This window comes from Thermosynechococcus sp. PKX95 (assembly GCF_031583295.1).
Lineage (GTDB): Bacteria > Cyanobacteriota > Cyanobacteriia > Thermosynechococcales > Thermosynechococcaceae > Thermosynechococcus.
The window spans coordinates 436,992-461,695 of sequence record NZ_CP134171.1 but is presented as its reverse complement, the minus strand read 5'-3'; the positions used below and the strand labels follow the sequence as shown (position 1 = coordinate 461,695).

The 24,704-nt window shown below is 54.2% G+C and carries 14 protein-coding genes, 1 other RNA gene and 1 pseudogene; 13 read left to right on the top strand and 3 right to left on the bottom strand.

Annotated elements, in window-relative coordinates; translation table 11 throughout:
* Positions 1–5 precede the first annotated feature (5 nt).
* Entirely contained in the window at positions 6–2,042 is a 2,037-nt protein-coding gene (locus tag RHH81_RS02105) for a ribonuclease R (RefSeq protein WP_310743301.1), read from the bottom strand.
* Between the two features lie 38 nt (positions 2,043–2,080).
* Complete coding sequence (locus tag RHH81_RS02100; protein ID WP_206200866.1) at positions 2,081–2,503, bottom strand: resolvase; 423 nt, start codon at positions 2,501–2,503, stop codon at positions 2,081–2,083.
* A 51-nt stretch (positions 2,504–2,554) separates the two neighbouring features.
* On the opposite strand from RHH81_RS02100, the gene RHH81_RS02095 reads away from it, so the two are divergent.
* On the top strand, positions 2,555–4,150 hold the full coding sequence (locus RHH81_RS02095) for a DUF6930 domain-containing protein (RefSeq protein WP_310743300.1): 1,596 nt from the start codon (positions 2,555–2,557) through the stop codon (positions 4,148–4,150).
* 6 nt (positions 4,151–4,156) lie between these two features.
* Positions 4,157–4,900: a type 1 glutamine amidotransferase gene (locus RHH81_RS02090; RefSeq protein ID WP_206200864.1), complete on the top strand. Its 744-nt coding sequence runs from the start codon at positions 4,157–4,159 to the stop codon at positions 4,898–4,900.
* Here RHH81_RS02090 and miaA read toward each other — a convergent pair.
* Positions 4,879–5,781, bottom strand: a complete 903-nt coding sequence (gene miaA, locus RHH81_RS02085) for a tRNA (adenosine(37)-N6)-dimethylallyltransferase MiaA (RefSeq protein WP_310437950.1) — start codon at positions 5,779–5,781, stop codon at positions 4,879–4,881. The genes RHH81_RS02090 and miaA overlap by 22 nt on opposite strands.
* Before the next feature lie 126 nt (positions 5,782–5,907).
* Here miaA and RHH81_RS12975 point away from each other — a divergent pair.
* From RHH81_RS12975 to RHH81_RS02035, 11 genes and pseudogenes are all read left to right on the top strand, one after another.
* Positions 5,908–8,298, top strand: a pseudogene (locus RHH81_RS12975) (ATP-binding protein); the annotation flags it as partial.
* A gap of 21 nt (positions 8,299–8,319) precedes the next feature.
* Entirely contained in the window at positions 8,320–10,398 is a 2,079-nt protein-coding gene (locus RHH81_RS12970; RefSeq protein WP_315863397.1) for an LAGLIDADG family homing endonuclease, read from the top strand.
* Positions 10,399–10,435: 37 nt separating this feature from the next.
* Positions 10,436–10,622: non-coding RNA, 6S RNA (ssrS, locus tag RHH81_RS02075), on the top strand.
* A 10-nt stretch (positions 10,623–10,632) separates the two neighbouring features.
* Entirely contained in the window at positions 10,633–11,232 is a 600-nt protein-coding gene (locus RHH81_RS02070; protein WP_206200861.1) for a pseudouridine synthase, read from the top strand.
* Between the two features lie 91 nt (positions 11,233–11,323).
* A complete protein-coding gene (locus tag RHH81_RS02065; RefSeq protein WP_206200860.1) occupies positions 11,324–12,487 on the top strand; it encodes an ABC exporter membrane fusion protein in 1,164 nt (387 codons plus the stop codon).
* Between the two features lie 9 nt (positions 12,488–12,496).
* The gene (gene devC / locus RHH81_RS02060; protein ID WP_310743298.1) at positions 12,497–13,651 is read left to right on the top strand and encodes an ABC transporter permease DevC; all 1,155 of its coding nucleotides are present in this window, start codon (positions 12,497–12,499) and stop codon (positions 13,649–13,651) included.
* Positions 13,652–13,660: 9 nt separating this feature from the next.
* A complete protein-coding gene (locus RHH81_RS02055; protein WP_206200858.1) occupies positions 13,661–14,356 on the top strand; it encodes a DevA family ABC transporter ATP-binding protein in 696 nt (231 codons plus the stop codon).
* A gap of 41 nt (positions 14,357–14,397) precedes the next feature.
* Entirely contained in the window at positions 14,398–15,042 is a 645-nt protein-coding gene (locus RHH81_RS02050; protein ID WP_206200857.1) for a Uma2 family endonuclease, read from the top strand.
* 235 nt (positions 15,043–15,277) lie between these two features.
* A complete protein-coding gene (gene rpoB, locus RHH81_RS02045; RefSeq protein ID WP_310743297.1) occupies positions 15,278–18,604 on the top strand; it encodes a DNA-directed RNA polymerase subunit beta in 3,327 nt (1,108 codons plus the stop codon).
* A gap of 76 nt (positions 18,605–18,680) precedes the next feature.
* Positions 18,681–20,549, top strand: a complete 1,869-nt coding sequence (locus RHH81_RS02040; RefSeq protein ID WP_206200855.1) for a DNA-directed RNA polymerase subunit gamma — start codon at positions 18,681–18,683, stop codon at positions 20,547–20,549.
* A 19-nt stretch (positions 20,550–20,568) separates the two neighbouring features.
* Positions 20,569–24,549, top strand: a complete 3,981-nt coding sequence (locus tag RHH81_RS02035; protein WP_206200854.1) for a DNA-directed RNA polymerase subunit beta'' — start codon at positions 20,569–20,571, stop codon at positions 24,547–24,549.
* Positions 24,550–24,704 lie beyond the last annotated feature (155 nt).

The window sequence follows — 24,704 nt, the reverse complement described above, 5'->3', positions numbered from 1 at the left end:
CGGGATCATGTTGAAGATAAAGCGACCGTTTCTGTTGAGGTCAGTGCATCTGGGGGCACTTCCTCCAGCCAAATTTGATCGCCTCGCGGATCAACCCGACTCACCCGCACCAGTACCGATTCTCCCAACTTTGCCTGCCGTTGAAAGCGCATGGCCAGTTCTAGCCCCAAATCCTCCAGCAGTACTAGCCCCAGTCCCTCTTCCGGACGCAACCAACGCAGCACAATGCCCCGCCACACCTCTTCGCGATGCCGCCGCAAGTACTCTAGGCACCAATAACGATTGGTCTGCCGCTCCACCAAAGCGGACTCCTGAACCGAAGACATCAGTCCCAATAAAATTTCATTGAGTTGTTCTGGTGTCAGGGGCGGCCTTTCTCCCCGCAGGTGGGCTTTAATCTGACGGTGTGCCAGCAGATCCGTGTAGCGACGAATCGGGGAGGTCACTTGGCAGTAGGCATCAAGACCCAGACTGGCGTGGGGATTGGGTTGGGTACTCATTTCACTGCGGGGCATACAGCGACGAATGGCACAGTCCCGCACCATTCCAGCGGGCAGTTGCAACAATTCCTCCTCTGGGGGCAGTTCTGGCGGTGATTGACTGCGAAAGGGCAGAGGGATGCCCTCACGGGCGCCAAAATGGGCGGCTACTTCACCGGCAAGAATCATCATTTCTGCCACCAGTTGGCGGGCGGGGGAGTCATGGAGGGGCGAGATTTCCACCTCTTCACCAGCCACTTTAATGTTGGGTTCAGGGATATTAATGCGAATCGCTCCCCGTTGTTGTCGCCACTCACTACGCCGCTGTCCCCATTGGGCGATCGCCAGCAGATCCGCTTCCCCAGTCACCCCCTGCTCCAAAATCATGTCCACATCGTCATAGCTCAGGCGATAGGTGGGGCGAATCCAACTGGGGCAAATTTCGTACTCCAGCACTTCGCCGTTGTCGGCTAAAAGAATGCCAAAACTCAGCGCACAACAGGTTTGTCCCGCGACCAAACTCATCGGTCCTGTGGCCAACTCCGTGGGAAACATGGGAATCATCCCCGTTGGTAGATAGACTGTTGTGGCGCGGCGGCGAGCCTCCTGATCCAAGACATCATCCACCATCACCCAGCGGGTGGGATCGGCAATGTGAATCCACAGCTTTTGGCGATCGCCCACGACTTCGAGGCTGAGGCCATCGTCAATTTCTTGGGTGCTTTCGTCGTCGATGGTATAGACCTTGAGATGGGTGAGATCGCGGCGCAGGGGAGCGTCAATATCTGTAGGGGGTGAGGTGAGGCGTTCATGGGCCACAGCAAGTACCTTGGCAGAGAATTCAACGTCAATTTGACTCCGGCGCAGGAACAGATTTTCGTGCTCTGACCAGAGGCCGAGATCCACCAACAGTTGGAAAGCGCCCAAGGGTTGGGTGGGACGCTGCAATTCACTGAGCAGATCAATCGCCGCTTGGTGTTGGGGACTGGGTTCAATGGCTATAGCATAACGTTCTAACTGCTCAAGGCGTTTGCGATCGCTGGCAGACCACGCCACAGTTTCCCCCTTCAGGGCTTGGGTCAAATGTTCACGGAAGCTAACTTCCTCCGCTAAGCGTTGGGCTTCCCGCTCGCTTTGATGTTTGAGTTCTGCCACTTGGGTAGCCGGTCGAGCCTCATAGGTTTCCCCCTTGAGCTTGAAGTAGAAACGATCCTCGCTAAGGAGATAGTAGGCCGCATAGCAGGCCACCGCCGATCGCTCCGAAAAAAGCAGCTCCGCTAGATCCGCTGGCGTAATGGGGCGGTTTTCCTCGCGGATAATTTCCCAAGCCACTTCTAGACTGTCGGCATCCAAGAGCGGCTGCACCTGCCGCCAAAATGTGGGAATCTCTTGGGGACGAAACCGCTCCTCGGGCACCGTAAAGGTCAGTTGGCGCGGATGAATGGTGTGGGCTTGTAAATGCTGATCAATGGCAATCCAATGCTTTTTACCTTCGGGGCGATCGATCACCGCCAAGCGACGCTGGTTATTGACCCGAAATTCAATGAGGGTGCCTTTCTCCACGGCTGCCGTGCTGTACCATAACCTGACAATTATAAAGTTTATTGCCTCTGACTGAGCAGCAGGGGATAACCACAGTAGCGTTCTAACAGCACAATGGCGACAATATCATCAATGGGTCGGGGGGGCAGGCGCAACCCCTTGGGAATCAGCCGCTGCCAACCCTGGGGCGGAAAGAGTTGCCAATAGCGATCGCGGGCATCTAGGGTACTATTGCGCTCATCCACTGGAATAATTTCTACAGCCAAAGCCGCTTGCAATTGCTGCTGCCACTGGCGGGAGGTGGTTTGATTGCCCATAATCACCTGTTCAAATGGATAGGCTTGATGCCACTCTTGGACACGGGCGATCGCGCGATCGCTGGCCACCACTTCATAGCGCACCACTTCTTGACCAAGGGCAAGGGCTAACCCACACTTGTCCCGCCCTGGATCAAACCCCAATAAATACTTAGTGCGACCCATTTACGTCATTTGCTAGAGTGGAAAGGTTATCGAATTGGGAGCGATCGCCCTGTGAGCCTACCCGCTGCGACCATCCGTCGTCTGTTGAATGTACCGCAAGTTGCCGCCATTTGGGTCGGTGGTGGCCGCAGTCTAGACAGCGAGAACGGCGAGGTCTTTTGTGCGGCTTGGCTCGATCCCAAGGATCAGGGGGTACGCAGCATGGAGGTGGGTCAGTTTCCACCCACCCCAGAGCAACTGATGCGGCTGTTGGTGCAGGCGATCGAATATCCCCGCCATCCCCAAGCTCAGCCCTGCCGTCCCCACACCATCATCGTTGATGACCGCGAGTTGCAATTTTTTCTGCGCGGTGTGGTGGCTCCCCTCGATATTCAGGTGGAGTATCAAGCCCACATTCCCCTGCTGGCTGAATTTTTTGAATTCATTGCGGCGGAACTCACCAGTGATGATGAAGATATCGAGGTGCTCCCCCCTGAATATGTTTCTCTGTACAAACAGAAAATTAGGGAATTTGCTCAACTGGACATCTGGCGGCGCCTAGACAGTCTTACCCCCCTTAAACTCCACTGCGACGCTTGGGACTCTTCCACCCTCTTTGCGGTACTGGTGAACCCCCAAGGGGCCAACCGTGACTTTGGTCTAATGCTCTACCGCGGGGAGGAGGCATTACGCAACTTTTGGCAGCAGATTGATCAAGAATATCCCTACATTGACGAAGACGATGATGAGCGCTTAGAGGAAACGGTTCTGCGCAACGATTGTCTCTTCTTGAATTTTTCCGAGGTTGACGAAGAGGATTTAGGCAATGATCTCTCTTTTGTCCTCAAGGGGCATCTTTACACCATTGAACCGGGTGTCATCCATCCTTTGGAGGGAATGCGACCCTTTTACGCCCCTGAAGAAGCGGAAATGGTCTATGTGGCAATCGAGGCTCTGATCAAATTCTGGAAAAAGACCAAGAAACAGTTTGAGAAGGAGGAGTGCCCTGAACTAGACCTGAGGTTCAAGATTCCTTCACCCCGCCATTCTGCCCTTAGTTATCAGGTGCACGTGGCAACAGTGCCAGAGATGATGGCAGAAATCAATGGTGACCCTGAGGAGAGCGAATCACAGCACCAGATTCCCATTGATACGGAAGCAATTCCGGGGGAAGCCTATATCCTCTTTAAGTTGTTTCCGCCGAAAGAGCTACAGGAATTACAAGCAGCCGTCTCTTACCATCAACGGGGGGAGATTCCCGAGGCGTTTGAGGGCTATCCCGTGTTGACGATTCAAACCAAAAAAGCCGCAGCGGAGGCGCTCGCCGCCAAAATTGCTGAGGAGGGCGGCATTCACCATCTAACGGTCTTTCCCCTCTCAGGTTCCGAGCAAATAGTCATGCTCCTTGCCCAAACCAATGCCAACCATCTTTGGCTTTTGGATACCTTTGACCCCGAAAGTGGTTCGCTGCTCCTCGATTGGATCAAGGAGGTCAATGACCTTGAGGGTGCCTGTGGCCTTGCTGTGGCCTATGGCATGACGGGCAAAACGCGGATGCAGCCAACCCTCAAGCAAATCGTGGGACTTTTTGAAACGTCTCTGGTTTTTAGTTTCGTGGACACCCAACGTCCACCGACCCCTCAGCCCATTGAGATTTCTAAACGCTAGAGAACGGTGAAGTCCCTACGGATTCTACTGCTTCAGGCACGGGGCGATCGCACTACGCAGCAGGAGGAATTGGCAGAATTTATCCGCTTGAGCGGTTTGGCCGCCGAGCAATTTACAGTGCTCAATGGCTTTGAGTGTGCTGACTTTACCCCCGACTGTATTCAAGGCTTTGATGCCCTTTTTATCGGTGGCTCCAGTGATGCCACAGTGCTCAAGCCAGAGATCTATCGCTTTGTACCGCCGGCAATGGACTTAATTTTGGCCTGTATTGAGCAGGAGATCCCCGTGTTGGCCTCCTGCTTTGGCTTTCAATTGGCAGTGCAGGCCTTGGGAGGGCAAGTGATTGTGGATCGCGAGGCCATGGAAATGGGCACCTACCCTTTGTATCTCACCCCAGCAGGGGTTGCGGATCCATTGTTTGCTGGCTTTCCCAATCCCTTTTTGGCCATTTCCGGACATCAGGAGCGCGCCTTGACTCTGCCAGCGGGAGCGACCTTACTGGCCTACAGTGAGTTGTGTCCCTACCATGCCTTTCGCTTGGAGGGCAAGCCCTTTTATGGCTTTCAGTTTCATCCCGAGGTGGACGATCGCGACCTGATTGCCCGCATTAGCCGTTATTGCGATCGCTATCAATTGGGCACTGCCGAACTGGAAAAACTCAAGCAAACAGCCCGTCCTACCCCCTACGCCAATCAGTTGATCCGCCGCTTTGTTGAGGTGGTGCTGGGCTATATTCCCAGTTGTGCTTGAATCTCTGCTAGTTGCTCCTCTAGGGTGGTGGCTTGCAGCCAATGGATGCCGGGTTCTGCCCGAAACCATGTCCGCTGTCGTTTGGCAAATTGTTGGGTGTGCTGTACCGTGAGGGCAATCGCCGCCTCAAGGGTGAGTTCTCCCCGCAGATATTGGCGCATCTCGCGATAGCCCAGTGTATCTAATAGGGGCAGTTCATCACCGTACTGCGCTTGCAGTTGCCGAATTTCATCGAGCCATCCCATGGCCAGCATTTGCTGGGTGCGTTCTTCAATCCGTGCCCGCTGCTGTTGGCGATCGCCCCCTGGCAGGGCAAAGTACCAAATCGGGTAGGGAGGCGGTTCGCGCCGCTGCTGCTGGCTGAGGGGTACCCCCGTTACGTAATAGACTTCCAAAGCCCGCAGGGTACGCACGTGATCGTGGGCATGGATGCGTTGCGCCGCCACAGGATCCACCTGCTGAAGCCATTGATAGCATTCCTGCTGACCCAGCGCCATCAACTGTGCCCGTAGATGTGGTTGCGGTGGGACTTGGGGCATTGTTAGCCCTTGGGTAATACTGCGGATGTACAATCCTGTCCCCCCCACCAAGAGGGGTGTGATCCCTTGGGCGTGGTAGTGGGCAATGAGGGCTTGGGCTTTGGCTTGGTAAATCGCTAGGGTCAAAGTATCGCGGGGGTCACATATATCAATGAGGTAGTGAGGCACCTGCTGTTGCTGGGCGGGGGTGGGCTTGGCGGTGCCAATATCAAAGCCGCGATAGACTTGGCGGGAGTCGGCACTCAAAATCACACTGTTCAATTGCTGCGCGAGGGCGATCGCCAGTGCCGTTTTGCCGGTGGCCGTTGCCCCCCCAATAACAATTAGCCCTGCATCCCCCACTCAAATACAGCCTGAAAATTTCCTAGAATCGCCTATAACCCTTATGTGCTAAAATTTAGGTCAGATTTGACATTTAGGCAAGTGAAGACGCATTTGCCTCGATTCTATAGCAGTTAGGGAGTTGCCATGACCGCCGAGTATTCCTCTGCCCAGTTGCGGGTACTCAAAGGCCTTGAACCCGTACGAACCCGACCGGGGATGTACATCGGCAGCACTGGCCCCAAGGGACTCCACCACTTGGTTTATGAAGTCGTGGACAACTCCGTTGATGAAGCCTTAGCGGGATACTGTTCCACCATTCTAGTTCAGATCAATGCTGATGGCTCCGTCACGGTCACCGACAATGGGCGCGGGATTCCAACGGATATTCACCCCGATACCGGCGTCTCTGGGGTTGAGACGGTGATGACGGTGCTCCACGCCGGGGGCAAGTTTGGCGATGGTGGCTACAAAGTCTCAGGGGGGTTGCACGGTGTGGGTGTCTCTGTGGTCAACGCCCTCTCGGAATGGTTAGAAGTGACGGTGTGGCGCAATGGTTTTGTCCATCATCAGCGCTATGAACGGGGGGTTCCCATTACTCCCCTCGAAAAGACCCCCGATAGTGAGGAACGGCGGGGTACCTCAGTGACCTTCTTTCCTGATCGCCAGATTTTCACAGAAACGATTGAATTTGACGCCAAGGTGCTGATGACACGGCTGCGGGAACTGGCCTATCTCAATGCCGGCATTCGTATTGATTTCAAGGATTTGCGCGTTACGCCCCCCTTGAGTGAAACCTACTGCTATGAAGGCGGTATCCGTGAATATGTCCGCTACATGGTGCAGGAAAAGGAACCCCTTCACCCAGAGATCATCTACATTCAGGGGGAAAAAAACGATGTGCAGGTGGAAGCGGCCCTACAGTGGTGTGCCGATGCCTACAGTGAAAACCTGCTAGGCTTTGCCAATAATATCCGCACCATTGATGGCGGTACCCACATGGAGGGGCTAAAGGCAGTCCTAACGCGGACGCTCAATGCCCTTGGCCGCAAGCGCAATAAACTCAAGGAGGGGGACGCCAATTTGGCGGGGGAAAACATTCGCGAAGGCCTCACCGCCATTATTTCAGTAAAGGTGCCCAACCCTGAATTTGAAGGGCAGACAAAAACCAAGCTGGGCAATACCGAAGTACGCGGCATTGTGGATGCCATTGTGGGCGAAGCCCTAACGGAATACCTTGACTTTCATCCGACCGTCACCGACACGATCTTGGAAAAAGCCATCCAAGCCTTTAATGCGGCTGAAGCGGCGCGGCGGGCACGGGAAATGGTACGGCGCAAGTCGGTGCTGGAGTCTTCGACGCTGCCGGGGAAATTGGCGGATTGCAGTTCACGGGATCCCGCTGTCTCGGAAATTTTCATTGTCGAAGGTGATTCTGCGGGTGGCTGCTTTGCTGGTGATACAAAGGTGGCTCTCGCCGATGGCCGTTGCCTCAGTTTTGTGGAGTTAATGGCAGAACAAGCGGCAGGCGAGGAGCATTTTGGCTACACAGTTCGCCACGATGGCACGATTGGTATTGAGCGACTGGTCAACGTCCGCAAAACCAAAACAAATGCTGAAGTCATTAAGCTCACCCTTGACAACGGCGAGGTGATTATCTGCACCCCCGATCACCGTTTCATGCTCCGCAATGGTGAGTATAAAGAGGCACAGGCGTTAACTCCCGATGATTCCCTAATGCCACTTTATCGAAAAGCATCTAGCAGCGCTGATTCGGGAATTACGATCGATGGCTACGAAATGGTTTGGGATCCTCGATCAAATTCTTGGCTGTTTACCCACATGCTTGCAGATTGGTATAACCGCTGGCAAGAAAAATACGCCTTAGAAAGTGGTGAGCATTGTCATCATGTTGACTTCAACAAGCGAAACAATAATCCCACGAATCTGATTCGTCTGTCTGCTGATGCACATCTTGAACTTCATCGCCAGCACATTGATAAAACCTTACATCGTCCTGAAGTTAAGGAGAAGTGCCGTCAGAAGCGGAAAGAAGCACTATCAAAGACCTACTTTGACAAGACAATTAAAGCCCTAAAGAAAATTGAGTTAGAACAAGGTAATATTGATTTAGAGTCTTATCGCGAATATCGTTGCCAAACACGTGATAAGTCGCTCCTACACTTTGAAACTTTCTGTAATCGGTACTTTGATGGCGATTCAAATCGTGCCTTAGAAGCAATCAAAAACTATAACCATCGCATTGTCTCAATTGAGGTTATGGGTGAAAAGATTGATGTTTACGATTTAGAAGTGCCGGGAACCCATAACTTTGCGCTGGCCAGTGGCGTTTTTGTTCACAACAGTGCCAAACAAGGGCGCGATCGCCGCTTCCAAGCAATTTTGCCGCTGCGGGGCAAGATTCTCAACATTGAAAAAACGGATGATGCCAAAATCTACAAGAACAATGAGGTGCAGTCCTTAATTACTGCCCTTGGTCTGGGCGTGAAGGGAGAGGAGTTTGATCCTGCCAAGTTGCGCTATCACCGCATCATTATTATGAGTGTGGCCGGGGATGAACCCACCCTTGTTATGAATGCCTACGGCCATGTGGAATTGGTCAAAATTGGCGAGTTTATTGATCAGTGCATTGAGGGGCAACGGATTGCTGAGCACTATCAGGTGATGTCCTTTGATCCCAAGACGGGTCAGACTCGCTTTCAACCCCTGAAGGCAGTGATTCGCCATTCCCATGAAGAGCCAATGTATGCAATTCAAACCCGCTACCATCGCTCCATTAAGGTGACGGCCTCCCACAGTGTCTATGTTTATGAAGACGGTCAGATCAAGTTGAAAAAAGGAAATGAGATTCAAGTGGGCGATCGCCTCGTTGGCAGTCGTCGTTTACCGCGTCCCCCAATTGTTGAGCGCATTGATCTGCTGCACTTGTTTTACCAAGCGGGTCTCACGGAGGGGCTGTATCTCAAGGGGGAAGGTGTCAAAGCCCTGTGTGGCCAACAACTCCTAGCACGGGTTGAGTGCTCCTCGGAGGGGCAAGAACCGCGTGTTGCCTATGATCCCCAGCTGTGGGAACCCCTACGGCAAGCGCGTCACGTCCAAGGGCTCAGTCAACAGGCCGTTGCTGCCCAAGTCGGGGTAAACCAAGCCATCACTATTTCCCAATGGGAACGGGGTCAAACCACGCCCACACTGAAGCACTTCCTCAATTATCTAGAGGCCATTCAGTGGCATCAGCCACTCCAATACCAAACGTTACCGTCGCGGCTTGAGAGGATGCAGCATCAAAGTGACGACAGCAAAAATGCCCCCTACCGCCAAATCAGCGGTTATCAGCCCCTCGATAGCTTTACCCTTGCGGAACTAGAGTGCCTCACTGGGGAGGTGCAACTCGTGCCCCATGCCCACCATGACAAAGCTTTTGGCCGATATTTAGAGGTCAATCGGGAGTTATTGTGGTTTTTAGGCTGGTATGTAGCCGAGGGAAGCCTGAGTCAACATCAAGTTAGCCTCAGCTTGGGGCGAAAAGACCAGCCCTTTATCCCTGAACTCTGCCGTATCATTGAAACCCTCTTTGGCGAGTCTCCTCACTGCGATGCTGACCCTGAAAGTCAAGGACAAAAACTCTACTTCCACAGTGTCTTGGCAGCCTGTTTACTCAAAGCCTTGGGGGTGGGGGGCAAAGCCCACGAGAAGTGCCTGCCCTCCTTGGTGTGGCGGGTGCCACTAGAGCTACAGTTGGCCTTTTTGGAGGGGTATTTCCTCGGCGATGGGGCGATCGCCCGCAGCCACATCTCTATGACCACCACTTCTCCTACCCTCAAAGATGGCCTCCTCTACCTGTTTGGTCAGTTGGGCTGGGTAGCAAGCTGGACAACCTTACCAGCAGAAGCAGTGGCGAATTCACAGCTACAAACCCGCCACGAAGTCTATTGCCTCACCCTGAGCGGCAAGCCCCAACTGGAAGCGGCGTTGCCCATTTGGCAGCGTCATCCCCACAGTGAATCACTGAAGGCCTATCTGGCTTCGCCCCACCATAAGCCACTGGCTTTTACCCCTATTAGTGAAGACTTAATGGCACTAGAGGTGACGCAAGTTGCGGAAATTCCACCCGTGGGTGAGTATGTCTATGACTTCTCAGTGGAGGGGGATGAAAACTTTATTTGCGGTGTCGGTGGGTTGTGTGCCCACAATACGGACGCTGATGTGGATGGTTCCCACATTCGCACCTTGTTGCTGACCTTTTTCTATCGCTATCAGCAGGAATTGATTAACCAAGGCTTTGTCTATATTGCCTGCCCACCCCTGTATAAGGTTGAGCGCGGGCGACAGCACTTCTATTGCTATAGCGATCGCGAGCTGCAACAGCAGATTGCCGCCTTCCCGGAAAATGCCAACTACACGATCCAGCGCTTTAAGGGTCTCGGGGAAATGATGCCGCAGCAGTTGTGGGAAACGACGATGAACCCAGAGACGCGCATTCTCAAACGGGTGGAAATTGAAGATGCTGCTGAGGCCGATCGCATTTTCACCATCCTCATGGGCGATCGCGTGGCACCTCGTCGCGAATTTATCGAGACCTATGGCCCACAGTTGGCCCTAGAAAACCTCGATATCTAAAGCCAGCCCCCAGAGTAGATGTGCTATAGTAGCTCTAGTTTGGCTGCGACGTTGGTGACTGCCAATATTGTTTTGTGATCTACAATTGCAAAACATTTGGGAATCAACACTGTGGGCGGCAGTAGACTGGCCATTGAGCCAGAAACTTCTAAGTCTACGGTTAGCATTCCCCCCTAGGCTTTACTAGGTCATAAACTGAGGTAAAACGGCGTCGCGGTTAGACTTTTCCTAACCATGAACCATCGCTACATTCTCCTGTATAAGCCCTATCGAGTGCTTTGTCAGTTTCAAGATCAAGAGGGGCGATCGACCCTCAAGAATTATGTTCCCATTCCCGATGTTTATCCCGCAGGGCGATTGGACTATGACAGCGAGGGGCTGGTTCTTCTCACCAACGATGGTTGGTTGCAGCACCGCTTGACGGATCCGCGCTATGGCCATCCGCGTACCTACTGGGTACAGGTAGAAGGTGAACCCAACCCCGCAGCTCTGACGCAGTTGGCCGAAGGCGTTGTCATCCAAGGCTGTCGCACGCGACCTGCGGTTGTCCAGGTACTGGCACAGGAACCCCCTTTACCACCTAGGGAACCACCCATTCGTTATCGTCGTTCTATTCCTACCCACTGGCTAAGTCTAACGTTGCGGGAAGGTCGCAATCGCCAAGTCCGCCGCATGACGGCTGCGGTAGGGTTACCCACGCTGCGCTTGGTACGCGTGGCGATCGCCAATCTGCAATTGAGTGGCCTTGCCCCCGGAGAATGGCGCGAGGTTCTGCCCCAAGAACGGCAAGCCCTTTGGCAAGCCTGTGGTCGGCGACCGCCTCGACTTGCTTAGCACTTAGCATTCCTTAATAACCGAGGGCGTCTATATTAAGATGAGGTAACACTTGTTATTTTTGACTGCACTGCATTCACGAGGTCGTCCCATGGGACAGCCGTTTCTCAGCAAAGTTGGTCGTCCATGGCTGATCGGGGGGGCGATCGCCATCGGATTAGGCAGCTTGGCATTCAGTTTGAACTATTGGCAGCAACGTCAACGGGTCAATGAAGAACAGACAATTCAGGCAGCCCTTGCTAATCCCATGAGCGATCGCATTACCGCCTTGGGTCGATTGGAACCCGAAGGGGAAGTTGTGGCCGTCAGTGCTCCCTCAATGACCGAACGGCTAGGGCAGTTGTTAGTGCGCGAGGGCGATCGCGTGGTGGCCGGTCAACCCCTTGCCTATTTAGATACCTATCCGGAGCGCAAAGCCGAACGCGATTTGGCGGTCAGTCAGTTGCAGGAAGCCCGCTTGCGCTATGAGGCCGAAACCCGCCTCGCCCTTGCTCAAATTGCCGAAGCCGAGCGGCGGCGCGATCGCGCCAATGAACCGGCCATTGCTGCCATTCAAGCCCAGCAGGCTACGATTCAACGCATTCAAGCGGAACTCGAGACCGCCAACCGCGAATATCAGCGTTTTGCCCAACTTTTTGCCAATGGGGCAGTGTCGCAACAGGATCTCGACGATCGCACGGTTCGCGTCCGGAGCTTACAGGAAGAACTGCGCAACGCCCAAGCCAACCTTGTTCGCCTACAGGAGGAACGGCGTACGGAACTTGCCACCGCCACTGCTCAGATCGAAGCCGCCCAAGCCAATCTGGGACGGGTACAAACCCAAGTGCAGCTCCTCTCAGCGGAACGGAATCTGCAACTGGCAGAAGCCCGCCTTGAGCGCACCATTATTCGCGCCCCCCGCAATGGTCGGGTGCTGCGGATTCACACCAGAGCCGGCGAAACCATCAACGAACGCGGGATTCTCGAACTGGGCAACACCGATCAAATGTATGCCGTTGCTGAAGTCTATGAAACCGATGTTCCTCGTGTGCGGGTGGGTCAGCCCGCGGAAATTCGCAGTCGTGCCTTGAAGGCCCCCATTACCGGCCGCGTGGCGCAAGTGGGTTTGGTGGTGGCCAAGAATGACGTGACTGATACGGATCCAGCCGCAAAAACCGATGCGCGGGTTGTGGAAGTGAAAATTCGCCTTGACAACAGTGAGCCGGTGGCGGGTTTAACAAATATGCAAGTGGAAATTGCCATTGATCCGCGCTGAGGTTCAAGGATGATTTTTGCAATTCCCTTAGCTTGGCTACAACTGATTCGAGAGCGCATTCGGCTCTTGGTGGCGATCGCGGGCATTGCCTTTGCAGTGGTGCTGATGCTGATGCAGTTTGGCTTTCGCGATGCCCTCTTTAAGGCGGCAGTGCGCTTCCACGAGAGCTTAAACACCGATATTGTCCTCATTAGTCCCCAATCCACGGCGCTGATTGCCATGCGCAGCTTCCCGCGGCGGCGACTCTACCAAGCAGCGGGCTTTGAAGGGGTCGAGTCGGTTTCTCCCCTCTACCTGAGTTTTGGTCTCTGGCGCAATCCCATTAACAAAAGTACTCGCCAACTGATGGTGATTGGCGTCGATCCGCTGGCGGTGTCCATTGCCGTATCCGATACCCCCCACTGGCAAGATGCGATTAAGCTAGCGGATCACGTTCTTTTTGATGCCCAATCCCGCGCTGAGTTTGGCCCGATTCCTGAGCTATACCGCCAGGGGGAAGAGGTCACGACCGAAGTCTCTGGCCGCAAAATCACCGTGGCAGGCTTGTTTCGCATGGGAGCCAACTTTGGTGCCGATGGTAATTTGCTCACGAGTGATTTGAACTTTTTGCGCCTTTTCCCCGAACGTCATCCGGGGCTGATCGATGTGGGTTTAGTACGGGTGCAGCCGGGGGTGAATACGAAAGCATTGGCACGGCGGATGAATGCTTCCCTCGGCAATGATGTACTGGTGATGACCCGTGAGGAGTTTGCTGAGTTTGAGCGCAGTTATTGGGAAAAGAGTACCTCCATTGGCTTTATTTTCTCCCTTGGTGCCCTGATGGGATTTATCGTTGGCTCCGTGATTGTCTATCAAATTCTCTACACCGATGTCACGGATCACTTGGCGGAGTATGCCACCCTCAAGGCCATGGGCTACCGCGATATCTTCTTCTATGGCGTGGTCATGCAGGAGTCCTTGATTCTCTCCTGTATGGGCTATGTTCCAGGCTTTATCGTGTCATTTTTACTCTACATCCTGATTGCCAGAGCCACGTCACTGCCAGTGTGGATGACCGTAGAGCGCGCCAGTTTGGTCTTTACCCTCACGGTCTTAATGTGTACCCTTTCGGGAGCGATCGCCATGCGGCGGATCCAAGCGGCTGATCCTGCCGATATTTTCTAGGAGAGTGTTATGGAGCCAGTGATCCACATTCAAGGCCTCAATCACTACTTTGGTCAGGGGCAACTGCGCAAGCAAATTCTCTTTGATCTCTGCGCTCGCATTGAGGCGGGTGAAATTGTGATCATGACGGGGCCTTCGGGGTCAGGGAAAACCACACTGTTAACCCTGATCGGTGCCTTGCGATCGGCACAAGAGGGCAGTCTGCGGGTTCTGGGTCAGGAGCTACGCAATGCCACAAAAGAGCAGCAGATTCAAATTCGGCGGCAAACGGGCTACATCTTCCAAGGACACAATCTGCTCCATGCCTTGACGGCTCGCCAAAATGTGCAAATGGCGCTGGATTTGCAACCCCACCTCAGTCCACAGGAAGTTCGAGAGCGGGTGGAAGCCATGCTCTGTGCCGTTGGCCTTGGAGAGCGCCTTGACTACTATCCCCATGAACTTTCGGGGGGGCAAAAGCAACGGGTGGCGATTGCCCGCGCTCTCGTGGGACATCCCAAAATTGTCCTTGCCGATGAACCGACGGCTGCCCTCGATAAAAAATCCGGTCGCGATGTGGTGGAAATTATGCGTACCCTTGCCCGCGAACAGGGCTGCACCATTTTAATTGTGACCCACGATAACCGTATTCTTGATGTCGCCGATCGCATTATTCACATGGAAGATGGCCGCCTCTCAGAAACCACAATTGGCCTTTCCGCCTAGCCTAGAATAGAGGCAAGCAGTGCAGGGCAAATCCGCTGATCATGTTTGCAGCTCCGCAGGGGACAGTGCCAATGTTGGAGAGTGGCGATCGCCTCAGTCGCGAGGCCTTTGAGCGCCTATATGCCCAATGTCCCCATATTAAAAAAGCTGAACTCATTAACGGAGTCGTGTACGTGGCCTCCCCTGTGCGGGTGAATTCCCACAGCCGTCCCCACAGTCTCGTCATGGGCTGGTTGATGGCCTTTGAAGTGGCAACAGCCAACGTCATGGTGCTCGATAATGCCACCGTCCGCTTAGATGCCCAAACAGTGGTGCAACCCGATGCCCTGCTGCGCCTTGTCAATGGCACCTCCCGTATCAGCGAGGATGATTATCTTGAAGGGGCGCCTGAACTCATTGTCGAAATTGCCAGTAGCAGTGCCGCCTACGATCTCCACGACAAACTAGAGGTTTATTGTCGCTGTGGGGTTCAGGAATACTTGGTCTGGGTGGTACGGGAGCAGGATTTTCACTGGTATCTCAGGGAAGGAACAAGCTACCGCCGTCAAGCGCCCGATGACCACGGCATTTTTCGCAGTGGGCACTTCTCTGGATTGTGGCTACACTGGCCAGCCCTAAGAGACGGTCATTTAACGCTTGTTTTGGAAACCCTGCACACAGGATTGAAGTTGCAGCAAACCCCATAACTATTAGTGAACTGTCGCTTAACTGTAAGAACTCTGTGCTATGGTCATAGGTAGCGGCTTGCAAGCGCGGCAGTGGCACTTGTCAACTCTTCTCGTTTCCAACAGCTTCATCTTGCCAGAGGTCTCCGGCGGCAGTGTTTGCCGTAAGCGGAGTTTTTGGTGTGCTTGACAGGGCAACGCCTCTTCATTTAAGATGCAAGATCCGCGTTTTAGCGATACCCTCTAGAGGATATACATGGCTAGTAATCAGATTTACACGCCACCCGCTTTTACCTTGCCAGACCTTGTCGAGATTCAGCGGGCCAGCTTCCGATGGTTTCTGGAAGAAGGACTCATTGAAGAGCTAGAGAGTTTCTCCCCCATTACTGATTATACCGGCAAAATTGAGTTGCACTTTTTGGCCAAGGACTACCGACTCAAGGAGCCGAAGTATAGCGTCGATGAGGCCAAGCGGCGGGATGCCACCTACTCAATGCAAATGTATGTCCCGACTCGCCTCATTAACAAAGAAAATGGTAATATCATTGACCAAGATGTGTTCATCGGCGATCTGCCCCTGATGACCGATCGCGGCACGTTTATTATCAATGGTGCAGAGCGCGTCATTGTCAACCAGATTGTCCGCAGTCCTGGTGTTTACTACAAATCAGAAACCGACAAAAATGGTCGCCGTACCTACAATGCCAGCCTGATTCCTAACCGAGGGGCTTGGCTGAAGTTTGAAACCGACAAGAATGATTTGCTGTGGGTGCGCATTGACAAAACCCGCAAGCTTTCAGCCCATGTTCTCCTCAAGGCCTTGGGGTTAACCGATAGCGAAATTCTAGAGCGGCTGCGTCACCCCGAGTACTACCAAAAAACTGTTGAAAAAGAAGGCAAATTCTCCGAAGAAGACGCCCTCATTGAATTGTACAAAAAACTACGCCCAGGGGAGCCGCCCACGGTTTCAGGGGGACAACAGCTTCTGGAGTCGCGCTTCTTTGATCCCAAACGCTATGACCTTGGCCGGGTGGGTCGCTATAAGCTCAACCGCAAGTTGCAGCTGAATATTCCCGACTCGGTACGCATCCTCACCCCAGAAGATATTCTTGCGGCCATTGATTATCTAATTAACCTCGAGTTTGATCTGGGCACGATTGATGACATTGACCACTTGGGCAACCGCCGCGTCCGTTCTGTGGGTGAATTGCTGCAAAACCAAGTGCGCGTTGGCCTCAATCGCCTAGAGCGGATTATCCGCGAGCGGATGACGGTGTCTGACACGGATTCTTTGACGCCCACTTCGCTGGTGAATCCGAAGCCATTGGTGGCGGCCATTAAGGAATTCTTTGGCTCTAGCCAGCTTTCCCAATTCATGGATCAAACCAACCCCCTCGCGGAACTCACCCATAAACGGCGCTTGAGTGCCCTAGGCCCTGGGGGTCTCACCCGTGAGCGGGCGGGCTTTGCGGTGCGGGATATTCACCCGAGTCACTATGGTCGCATTTGCCCCATTGAAACTCCTGAAGGTCCCAACGCTGGTTTGATTGGTTCCTTGGCCACCCATGCCCGCGTCAATGAATATGGCTTTATTGAGACGCCTTTCTATCCAGTGGAAAATGGTCGGGTGCTGAAGGATCGCCCCCCCATCTACATGACCGCTGACGAAGAGGATGATAAGCGGGTGGCGCCGGGAGACGTGCCCACCGATGAAAACGGCTACATCCTTGGGGATGTGGTGCCGGTACGCTATCGTCAAGATTTCACCACCACCACCCCCGATCAGGTGGACTACGTGGCAGTTTCGCCAGTACAGATTATCTCTGTGGCCACCTCGCTGATTCCCTTCCTAGAGCACGATGACGCCAACCGTGCCCTCATGGGATCCAACATGCAGCGGCAGGCAGTCCCCCTGTTGCGACCGCACCGTCCCTTAGTGGGTACAGGTCTAGAGGCTCAGGCAGCACGGGACTCTGGGATGGTGATTCTCAGCCAGACCAATGGTGTGGTCACCTATGTGGATGCCAATCAAATTCGCGTCAAAACCGATAACGGCCCTGAGATGACCTACACGCTGCAAAAGTACCAGCGCTCCAACCAAGATACTTGCTTGAATCAACGACCGATTGTCTTTGTCGGCGATCGCGTGCAGGCAGGACAGGTGATTGCTGATGGCTCCGCCACTGAGGGGGGCGAACTAGCCCTTGGCCAAAACATCCTTGTGGCCTATATGCCTTGGGAAGGCTACAACTACGAAGACGCCATCCTGATCAGCGAGCGGTTAGTTCAAGAGGATGTCTATACCTCCATCCACATTGAGAAGTACGAGATCGAGGCGCGGCAAACCAAACTTGGACCAGAGGAAATTACCCGCGAAGTGCCCAACGTGTCCGAGGATGCCTTGCGACAGTTGGATGAAAACGGCATTATCCGCATCGGTGCCTTTGTCGAGGCGGGCGATATTCTCGTTGGTAAAGTCACCCCCAAAGGGGAATCGGATCAGCCCCCCGAAGAAAAACTCCTGCGTGCCATCTTTGGTGAAAAGGCGCGGGATGTGCGGGATAACTCCCTGCGGGTGCCCAATGGTGAAAAAGGGCGCGTTGTCGATGTGCGCGTCTTTACCCGTGAGCAGGGAGATGAACTACCCCCCGGTGCCAATATGGTGGTGCGGGTCTATGTGGCCCAGAAGCGCAAAATTCAGGTGGGGGACAAAATGGCCGGCCGCCACGGCAATAAGGGGATTATTTCCCGCATTCTCCCGGTGGAGGATATGCCCTTCCTGCCCGATGGTCGCGCCGTGGATATTGTCCTCAATCCCTTGGGGGTGCCTTCACGGATGAATGTGGGGCAAGTCTATGAGTGTTTGCTGGGCTGGGCTGGGGAGTGCCTTGGTCGTCGGTTCAAAATTACTCCCTTTGATGAAATGCACGGCAAGGAAAAATCCCGCGAAACCGTCCATGCCAAGCTACAAGAGGCCAAAGAAGTCACGGGTCAAGATTGGGTCTTTAATCCTGAGGATCCGGGCAAAATGGTCGTCTATGATGGCCGCACCGGTGAACCCTTTGACCGGCCAGTGACGGTGGGGATGGCCTATATGCTGAAGCTCGTGCACTTGGTGGACGATAAGATCCACGCCCGCTCCACAGGGCCTTACTCTTTGGTTACTCAACAGCCCCTCGGTGGTAAAGCCCAGCAAGGGGGTCAGCGCTTTGGCGAAATGGAGGTGTGGGCATTGGAGGCCTATGGTGCCGCCTATATTCTCCAAGAGTTGCTGACGGTCAAGTCCGATGATATGCAAGGACGCAATGAAGCCCTCAATGCCATTGTTAAAGGGCAATCCATTCCACGACCGGGCACGCCAGAGTCCTTCAAGGTGCTGATGCGGGAGCTGCAATCCCTGTGCTTGGATATTTCCGTGCGCAAGGCCAGTATTCCCAGCTTTGATGACGATGGCGAAATGAAACCTGACCCCGAGGTGGATTTGATGGTGGATGTCAGCCCTCGCCGTACCCCGGCACGACCCACAATTGACTACAGTGCCCTCGACGACACGGACGACAAAGAAGGGGCAACGACATTCTAAACACTCAGAACTGAGTCAGCTTGTTTGGGGGCGATCGCCCCCTTGATCCATTCACCGCCAAAGGATTTGTGAGTTTATGCCCAGAATCGAGCAACGCTTTGATTATGTAAAAGTGTCTCTCGCGTCACCGGAGCGCATCATCCAATGGGGGCAGCGCACGCTCCCCAACGGTCAAGTGGTGGGCGAGGTGACTAAACCAGAAACCATTAACTATCGCACCCTCAAGCCGGAGATGGACGGCCTCTTCTGCGAGCGGATTTTTGGTCCTGCTAAGGATTGGGAGTGCCACTGCGGTAAATACAAGCGGGTGCGCCATCGTGGCATTGTCTGCGAACGTTGTGGCGTTGAAGTCACCGAATCGCGGGTGCGCCGCCATCGCATGGGCTACATTAAGTTGGCTGCCCCAGTGACCCATGTCTGGTATCTGAAGGGGATTCCCAGCTACATGGCGATCCTGCTGGATATGCCCCTGCGGGATGTAGAGCAAATTGTCTATTTCAACTCCTATGTAGTGCTAGATCCGGGCAATCACCCCGGTCTCAGCTACAAGCAGCTCCTAAGCGAAGATCAGTGGCAGGAAATTGAAGAAGAGATCTACAGCGAAGACTCGGAGCTAGAGGGTATTGAGGTGGGTATTGGGGCTGAAGCCATTCAACGCCTGCTTCAGAATTTAGATCTGCAAGCGGAGGCCGACCAACTGCGGCAGGAAATCCTCAACTCCAAGGGGCAAAAACGCGCCAAGCTCATCAAACGGCTGCGGGTCATTGACAACTTCATTGCCACTGGAGCAAAGCCAGAGTGGATGGTTTTGACGGTCATTCCCGTGATTCCACCGGATCTGCGGCCAATGGTGCAGCTAGATGGCGGGCGTTTTGCTACCTCTGACCTTAATGACCTGTACCGCCGCGTCATTAACCGCAACAACCGCCTTGCCCGCCTGCAAGAGATTCTCGCCCCCGAGATTATTGTGCGGAATGAGAAGCGCATGCTTCAAGAGGCGGTGGATGCCCTGATTGATAATGGTCGTCGCGGTCGTACGGTAGTGGGCGCCAATAACCGTCCCCTGAAGTCCCTTTCCGACATTATTGAGGGGAAACAGGGTCGCTTCCGCCAAAACCTGCTGGGGAAACGGGTGGACTACTCCGGTCGTTCGGTGATTGTGGTGGGGCCAAAACTGCAAATGCACCAGTGCGGCCTGCCTCGGGAAATGGCCATTGAACTCTTCCAGCCCTTTGTGATTCACCGCTTGATTCGCCAACAAATTGTCAACAACATTAAGGCAGCAAAGCGGATGATCCAGCGCAATGACCCCCAAATTTGGGATGTGCTGGAGGAGGTGATTGAGGGTCACCCCGTGCTGCTCAACCGGGCGCCGACCCTCCACCGTTTGGGGATTCAGGCCTTTGAGCCGATTCTGGTGGAAGGGCGTGCCATTCAACTGCACCCCTTGGTGTGTCCTGCCTTCAACGCGGACTTTGACGGTGACCAAATGGCGGTGCACGTGCCCCTCTCGATTGAGGCTCAAGCGGAGGCGCGGATGCTGATGCTAGCCTCAAATAATATTCTGTCGCCGGCCACGGGCAAGCCGATTATTACTCCCAGCCAAGACATGGTTTTGGGTTGCTATTACTTGACGGCAGAAAATCCGAAGCTGCCAGATTATAGCGATCGCTACTATGCCAACTTCCAAGACGTGGTCATGGCCTACGAACAGGGACACTTGCCGCTCCATGCCTTTGTCTGGGTGCGCTACGACGGTGAGGTGGACGATGGTGATACCAGTGAACCTCAGATTACGACCTATGAAGATGGTTCCCGTTTACTGGAGTATTCCCTGCGGCGGGTCAAGGAGGATGCTAACGGTCAACTGATTTCCCAATACATCCGCACCACCCCCGGTCGCATCATCTACAACCAAACGATTCAAGAAGCCCTAGCCAGTTAATTTGGGAGACCCCAACACCATGACTGAGAAAAAGCCTGTTTTCTTTAACCGCATCATTGACAAAAAAGGCTTGCGGAACCTAATTGCTTGGTCGTTTAGCAACTTTGGCACCGCCCGCACAGCGGAAATGGCCGACAAAGTCAAAGACCTTGGCTTTCGCTATGCCACCCGCGCCGGTGTCTCCATCAGTGTTGATGACCTGCTCGTGCCCCCGAAAAAACAGGAACTCCTCGAAGCTGCTGAAAAGGAAATTAAAACCGCTCAAGAGCGCTACTCGCGGGGTGAAATTACGGAGGTGGAACGCTTCCAGAAGGTGATTGACACTTGGAACACCACCAACGAAGAACTGAAAAACGAGGTGGTGCGGCACTTCCGTAATACTGATGTCCTCAACTCCGTGTATATGATGGCCTTCTCGGGGGCACGGGGGAACCTCTCGCAGGTGCGCCAGTTGGTGGGAATGCGGGGGTTAATGGCCAATCCCCAAGGGGAAATCATTGACCTGCCGATTAAAACCAACTTCCGCGAAGGGCTGACGGTGACGGAGTACATTATCTCCTCCTACGGTGCGCGTAAAGGACTGGTGGATACAGCACTGCGGACGGCGGACTCCGGTTACCTGACCCGGCGCTTGGTGGATGTCTCTCAAGATGTGATTATCCGCGAAGAGGATTGTGAAACGGAGCGGGGCATTACGCTGCGCAGTATGACGGTGGGGGATAAGGTACTGGCGCTAGAGGATCGGCTTTTGGGTCGAGTGGTGCTCAATGATGTCTGCCATCCGGAAACGGGCGAAGTGCTGGTGGCCAAAAATCAAGCCATCTCTGCTGATCTAGCGAAGAAAATTGTTGATGCGGGTATCGAAGAAGTAGTGGTGCGATCGCCCCTCACCTGCGAGGCCACTGGCTCTGTGTGTCGTCTCTGCTACGGCTGGAGCCTTGCCCATGCCCAACTGGTGGATATGGGGGAAGCGGTGGGAATTATTGCGGCTCAATCCATTGGTGAACCTGGTACACAGTTGACCATGCGCACATTCCACACCGGTGGGGTGTTTACGGGGGAAGTGGCTCGCCAAGAACGCGCTCCCTTTGCTGGCACGGTGGAGTACGGCAAGAAATTACGGGTACGTCCCTACCGCACTCGTCACGGGGATGATGCCTTTATTGTCGAAACCGCTGGCAAGCTTGTGATCAAAGGTGGTCAGCAAAGCCAAGAATTTGACCTCTCCCAAGGGTCAATTGTGCTAGTGGCAGAGGGTGAAACCGTTGAAGCGGGTCAATTGTTGGCGGAAGTGGCGCAGGCCTCCCGCAGTGTCCGCAAGTCCACGGAGAAAGTGACCAAGGATGTGGCCTCGGATTTGGCGGGTCAAGTGAAGTTCGTCAACCTCGAAGCAGAGGAGAAGCGCGATCGCCAAGGCACCACAACGCGCATTGCCCCCAAAGGTGGCTTGATTTGGGTACTGTCTGGGGAAGTCTATAACCTGCCCCCCGGTGCGGAGCCAGTGGTGAAAAATGGCGATCGCATTGAAGCCGGAGCCGTGCTTGCAGAAACCACGGTGAAAACCGAGCATGGCGGTGTCGTGCGTCTCCCTGAGCAACAGGACAGCAAAGGCGGTCGCGAGGTGGAAATTATTACTGCCTCGGTGATGCTCGATAAAGCCAAGGTGCTCAAAGAAACCCAGCAGGGACGCGAGCATTACATTATTGAAACCGCCACTGGTCAGCGCTTCTCCTTGAAAGCTGCCCCCGGTACGAAAGTCGCCAATGGTCAAGTGGTGGCCGAACTCATTGACGATCGCTACCACACCACGACTGGCGGTATCCTCAAATATGCCGACATTGAAGTGGCCAAAAAAGGCAAAGCCAAGCAGGGCTACGAAGTCCTCAAGGGGGGGACGCTCCTGTGGATTCCCGAAGAAACCCATGAGGTCAATAAAGACATCTCGCTGCTCATGGTCGAGGACAACCAATACGTCGAAGCAGGGACGGAGGTTGTCAAGGACATCTTCTGTCAAAACAGCGGTGTCGTCGAAGTCATCCAGAAAAACGACATCCTGCGGGAAATTATTATCAAGCCCGGCGAACTGCACCTTGTGGATGATCCGGAAGCCGCGCGGCTGAAGCATGGTGTGTTGGCGCGTCCGGGTGAAGAGGTACTCCCCGGCCTTGTGGTCGAAACCCTCTCGCAAGTGGATTATCTGGAGGACACTCCCGAAGGACCAGCGATTCTGCTGCGCCCCGTTCAAGAATTTAGCGTGCCTGATGAGCCATCGGTACCCAGCCAAGACTCCAGTGATAGCTCAGGACAGTCCATTCGCCTGCGGGCTGTGCAGCGGTTGCCCTACAAACACGATGAGCGAGTTAAGTCCGTTGATGGCGTTGATCTGCTGCGGACACAGTTAGTCCTTGAAATTGGCAGCGAAGCCCCCCAACTGGCTGCTGACATTGAAATTGTGACGGATGAGGTGGATCCAGAAGCCCAGCGCCTCCAACTGGTGATTCTGGAATCCTTGGTGATTCGCCGTGACATTGCTGCCGATCAAACCCAAGGCAGTACGTTTACTTCCCTCTTGGTCAAGGATGGCGATCACATTGGCCCCGGTGCCGTGATTGCCCGCACGGACATCAAAGCCAAGCAGGCAGGTGAAGTGCAGGGGATCTTGCGCAGTGGGGAATCGGTTCGCCGTATTCTGGTCGTTACTGAGAGCGATCGCCTGCGGATCGAGACCAACGGGGCTAAACCCACGGTCAAAGTTGGCGATCTCGTGCGTCCCGGCGATGAACTGGCCAAGGGGGTGACTGCCCCAGAAACAGCAGCGGTCATGGCGGTGGCCGATGAGCACGTGATCCTGCGCTTAGCTCGTCCCTACCTTGTCTCGCCGGGGGCAGTGCTGCAAATTGAGGACGGTGACCTTGTGCAGCGCGGGGATAACCTCGCCCTGTTGGTGTTTGAGCGGGCGAAAACGGGGGACATTATTCAGGGGTTACCTCGGATTGAAGAACTCCTTGAAGCGCGCCATCCTAAGGAAAAATGCGTGCTGGCTGTGCGCCCCGGCACCTGTCAAGTCACCTACAACAGTGATGACAGCGTAGATATCAAAGTCATTGAAGAGGATGGCACGATTCAGGAATACCCTGTCCTGCCGGGTCAAAACCCCTTGGTGGTGGATGGTCAAAAGGTCAATCTCGCTGACCCCCTCACCGATGGCCCTGTGGATCCCCACGACATCCTCTCCATTTACTTTGAGTACTACAAACCCCAAGGGTTGCTCAAAGCCGCCCAAATTAGCCTTGAGAAGGTGCAATCCTTCTTGGTCAATGAGGTGCAGTCGGTGTATCTCACCCAAGGGATTGAGATTGCCGATAAACACATTGAGGTGGTCGTCCGCCAGATGACCTCGAAAGTACGGATTGATGATGCCGGCGATACAATCGTTCTCTCTGGGGAACTCATGAGTCTGCGCCAAGCGGAGCAAGCCAACGAACCCATGGCACTCACCGGTGGTGCACCTGCCCAATATACCCCTGTCCTCTTGGGGATTACCAAGGCTTCGCTGAATACCGATAGCTTTATTTCAGCCGCCAGTTTCCAAGAGACAACACGGGTACTCACGGAAGCAGCCATTGAAGGCAAGTCCGATTGGCTGCGGGGACTCAAGGAAAACGTCATCATTGGCCGTCTCATCCCAGCGGGCACCGGCTTCAACAGCTACGAGGAAAGTAGCAACGGCGACGAAGAGTGGGAAGAGGGTGAAGATCGCTTGGGTCAAACCCACGTTATCAGCCCTGAACCCGAACCCCCCTCAATGACGGTCAATGTGACCGCTGACCTCGGTGAGGATGTCCTCATTGACGATGAAACGGCGCCCCACGTGATTGAAAAAATCACTGGACGGACTCGCGATTTTGAATTCGCCAGTAGTGATGCTGACGATGAAGAGGACGAACTCCTAGACGAGGACGATGACTATGGGGAGGAAGAGGAGGATGACGCCTTTTAACTAAAACTCCCTTGACTAAAGAAGGCTACGGTAAAGGTGAGCACCTAATCTAGGAGCAAGCGATGGGTGCACTTGCCGTAGCTTTTTTTGGTCTCAGGTCGCAGATCATGCCCAACACCGCCGAACGTTTTGGCAGGGATGCGAGAAACCTGTGC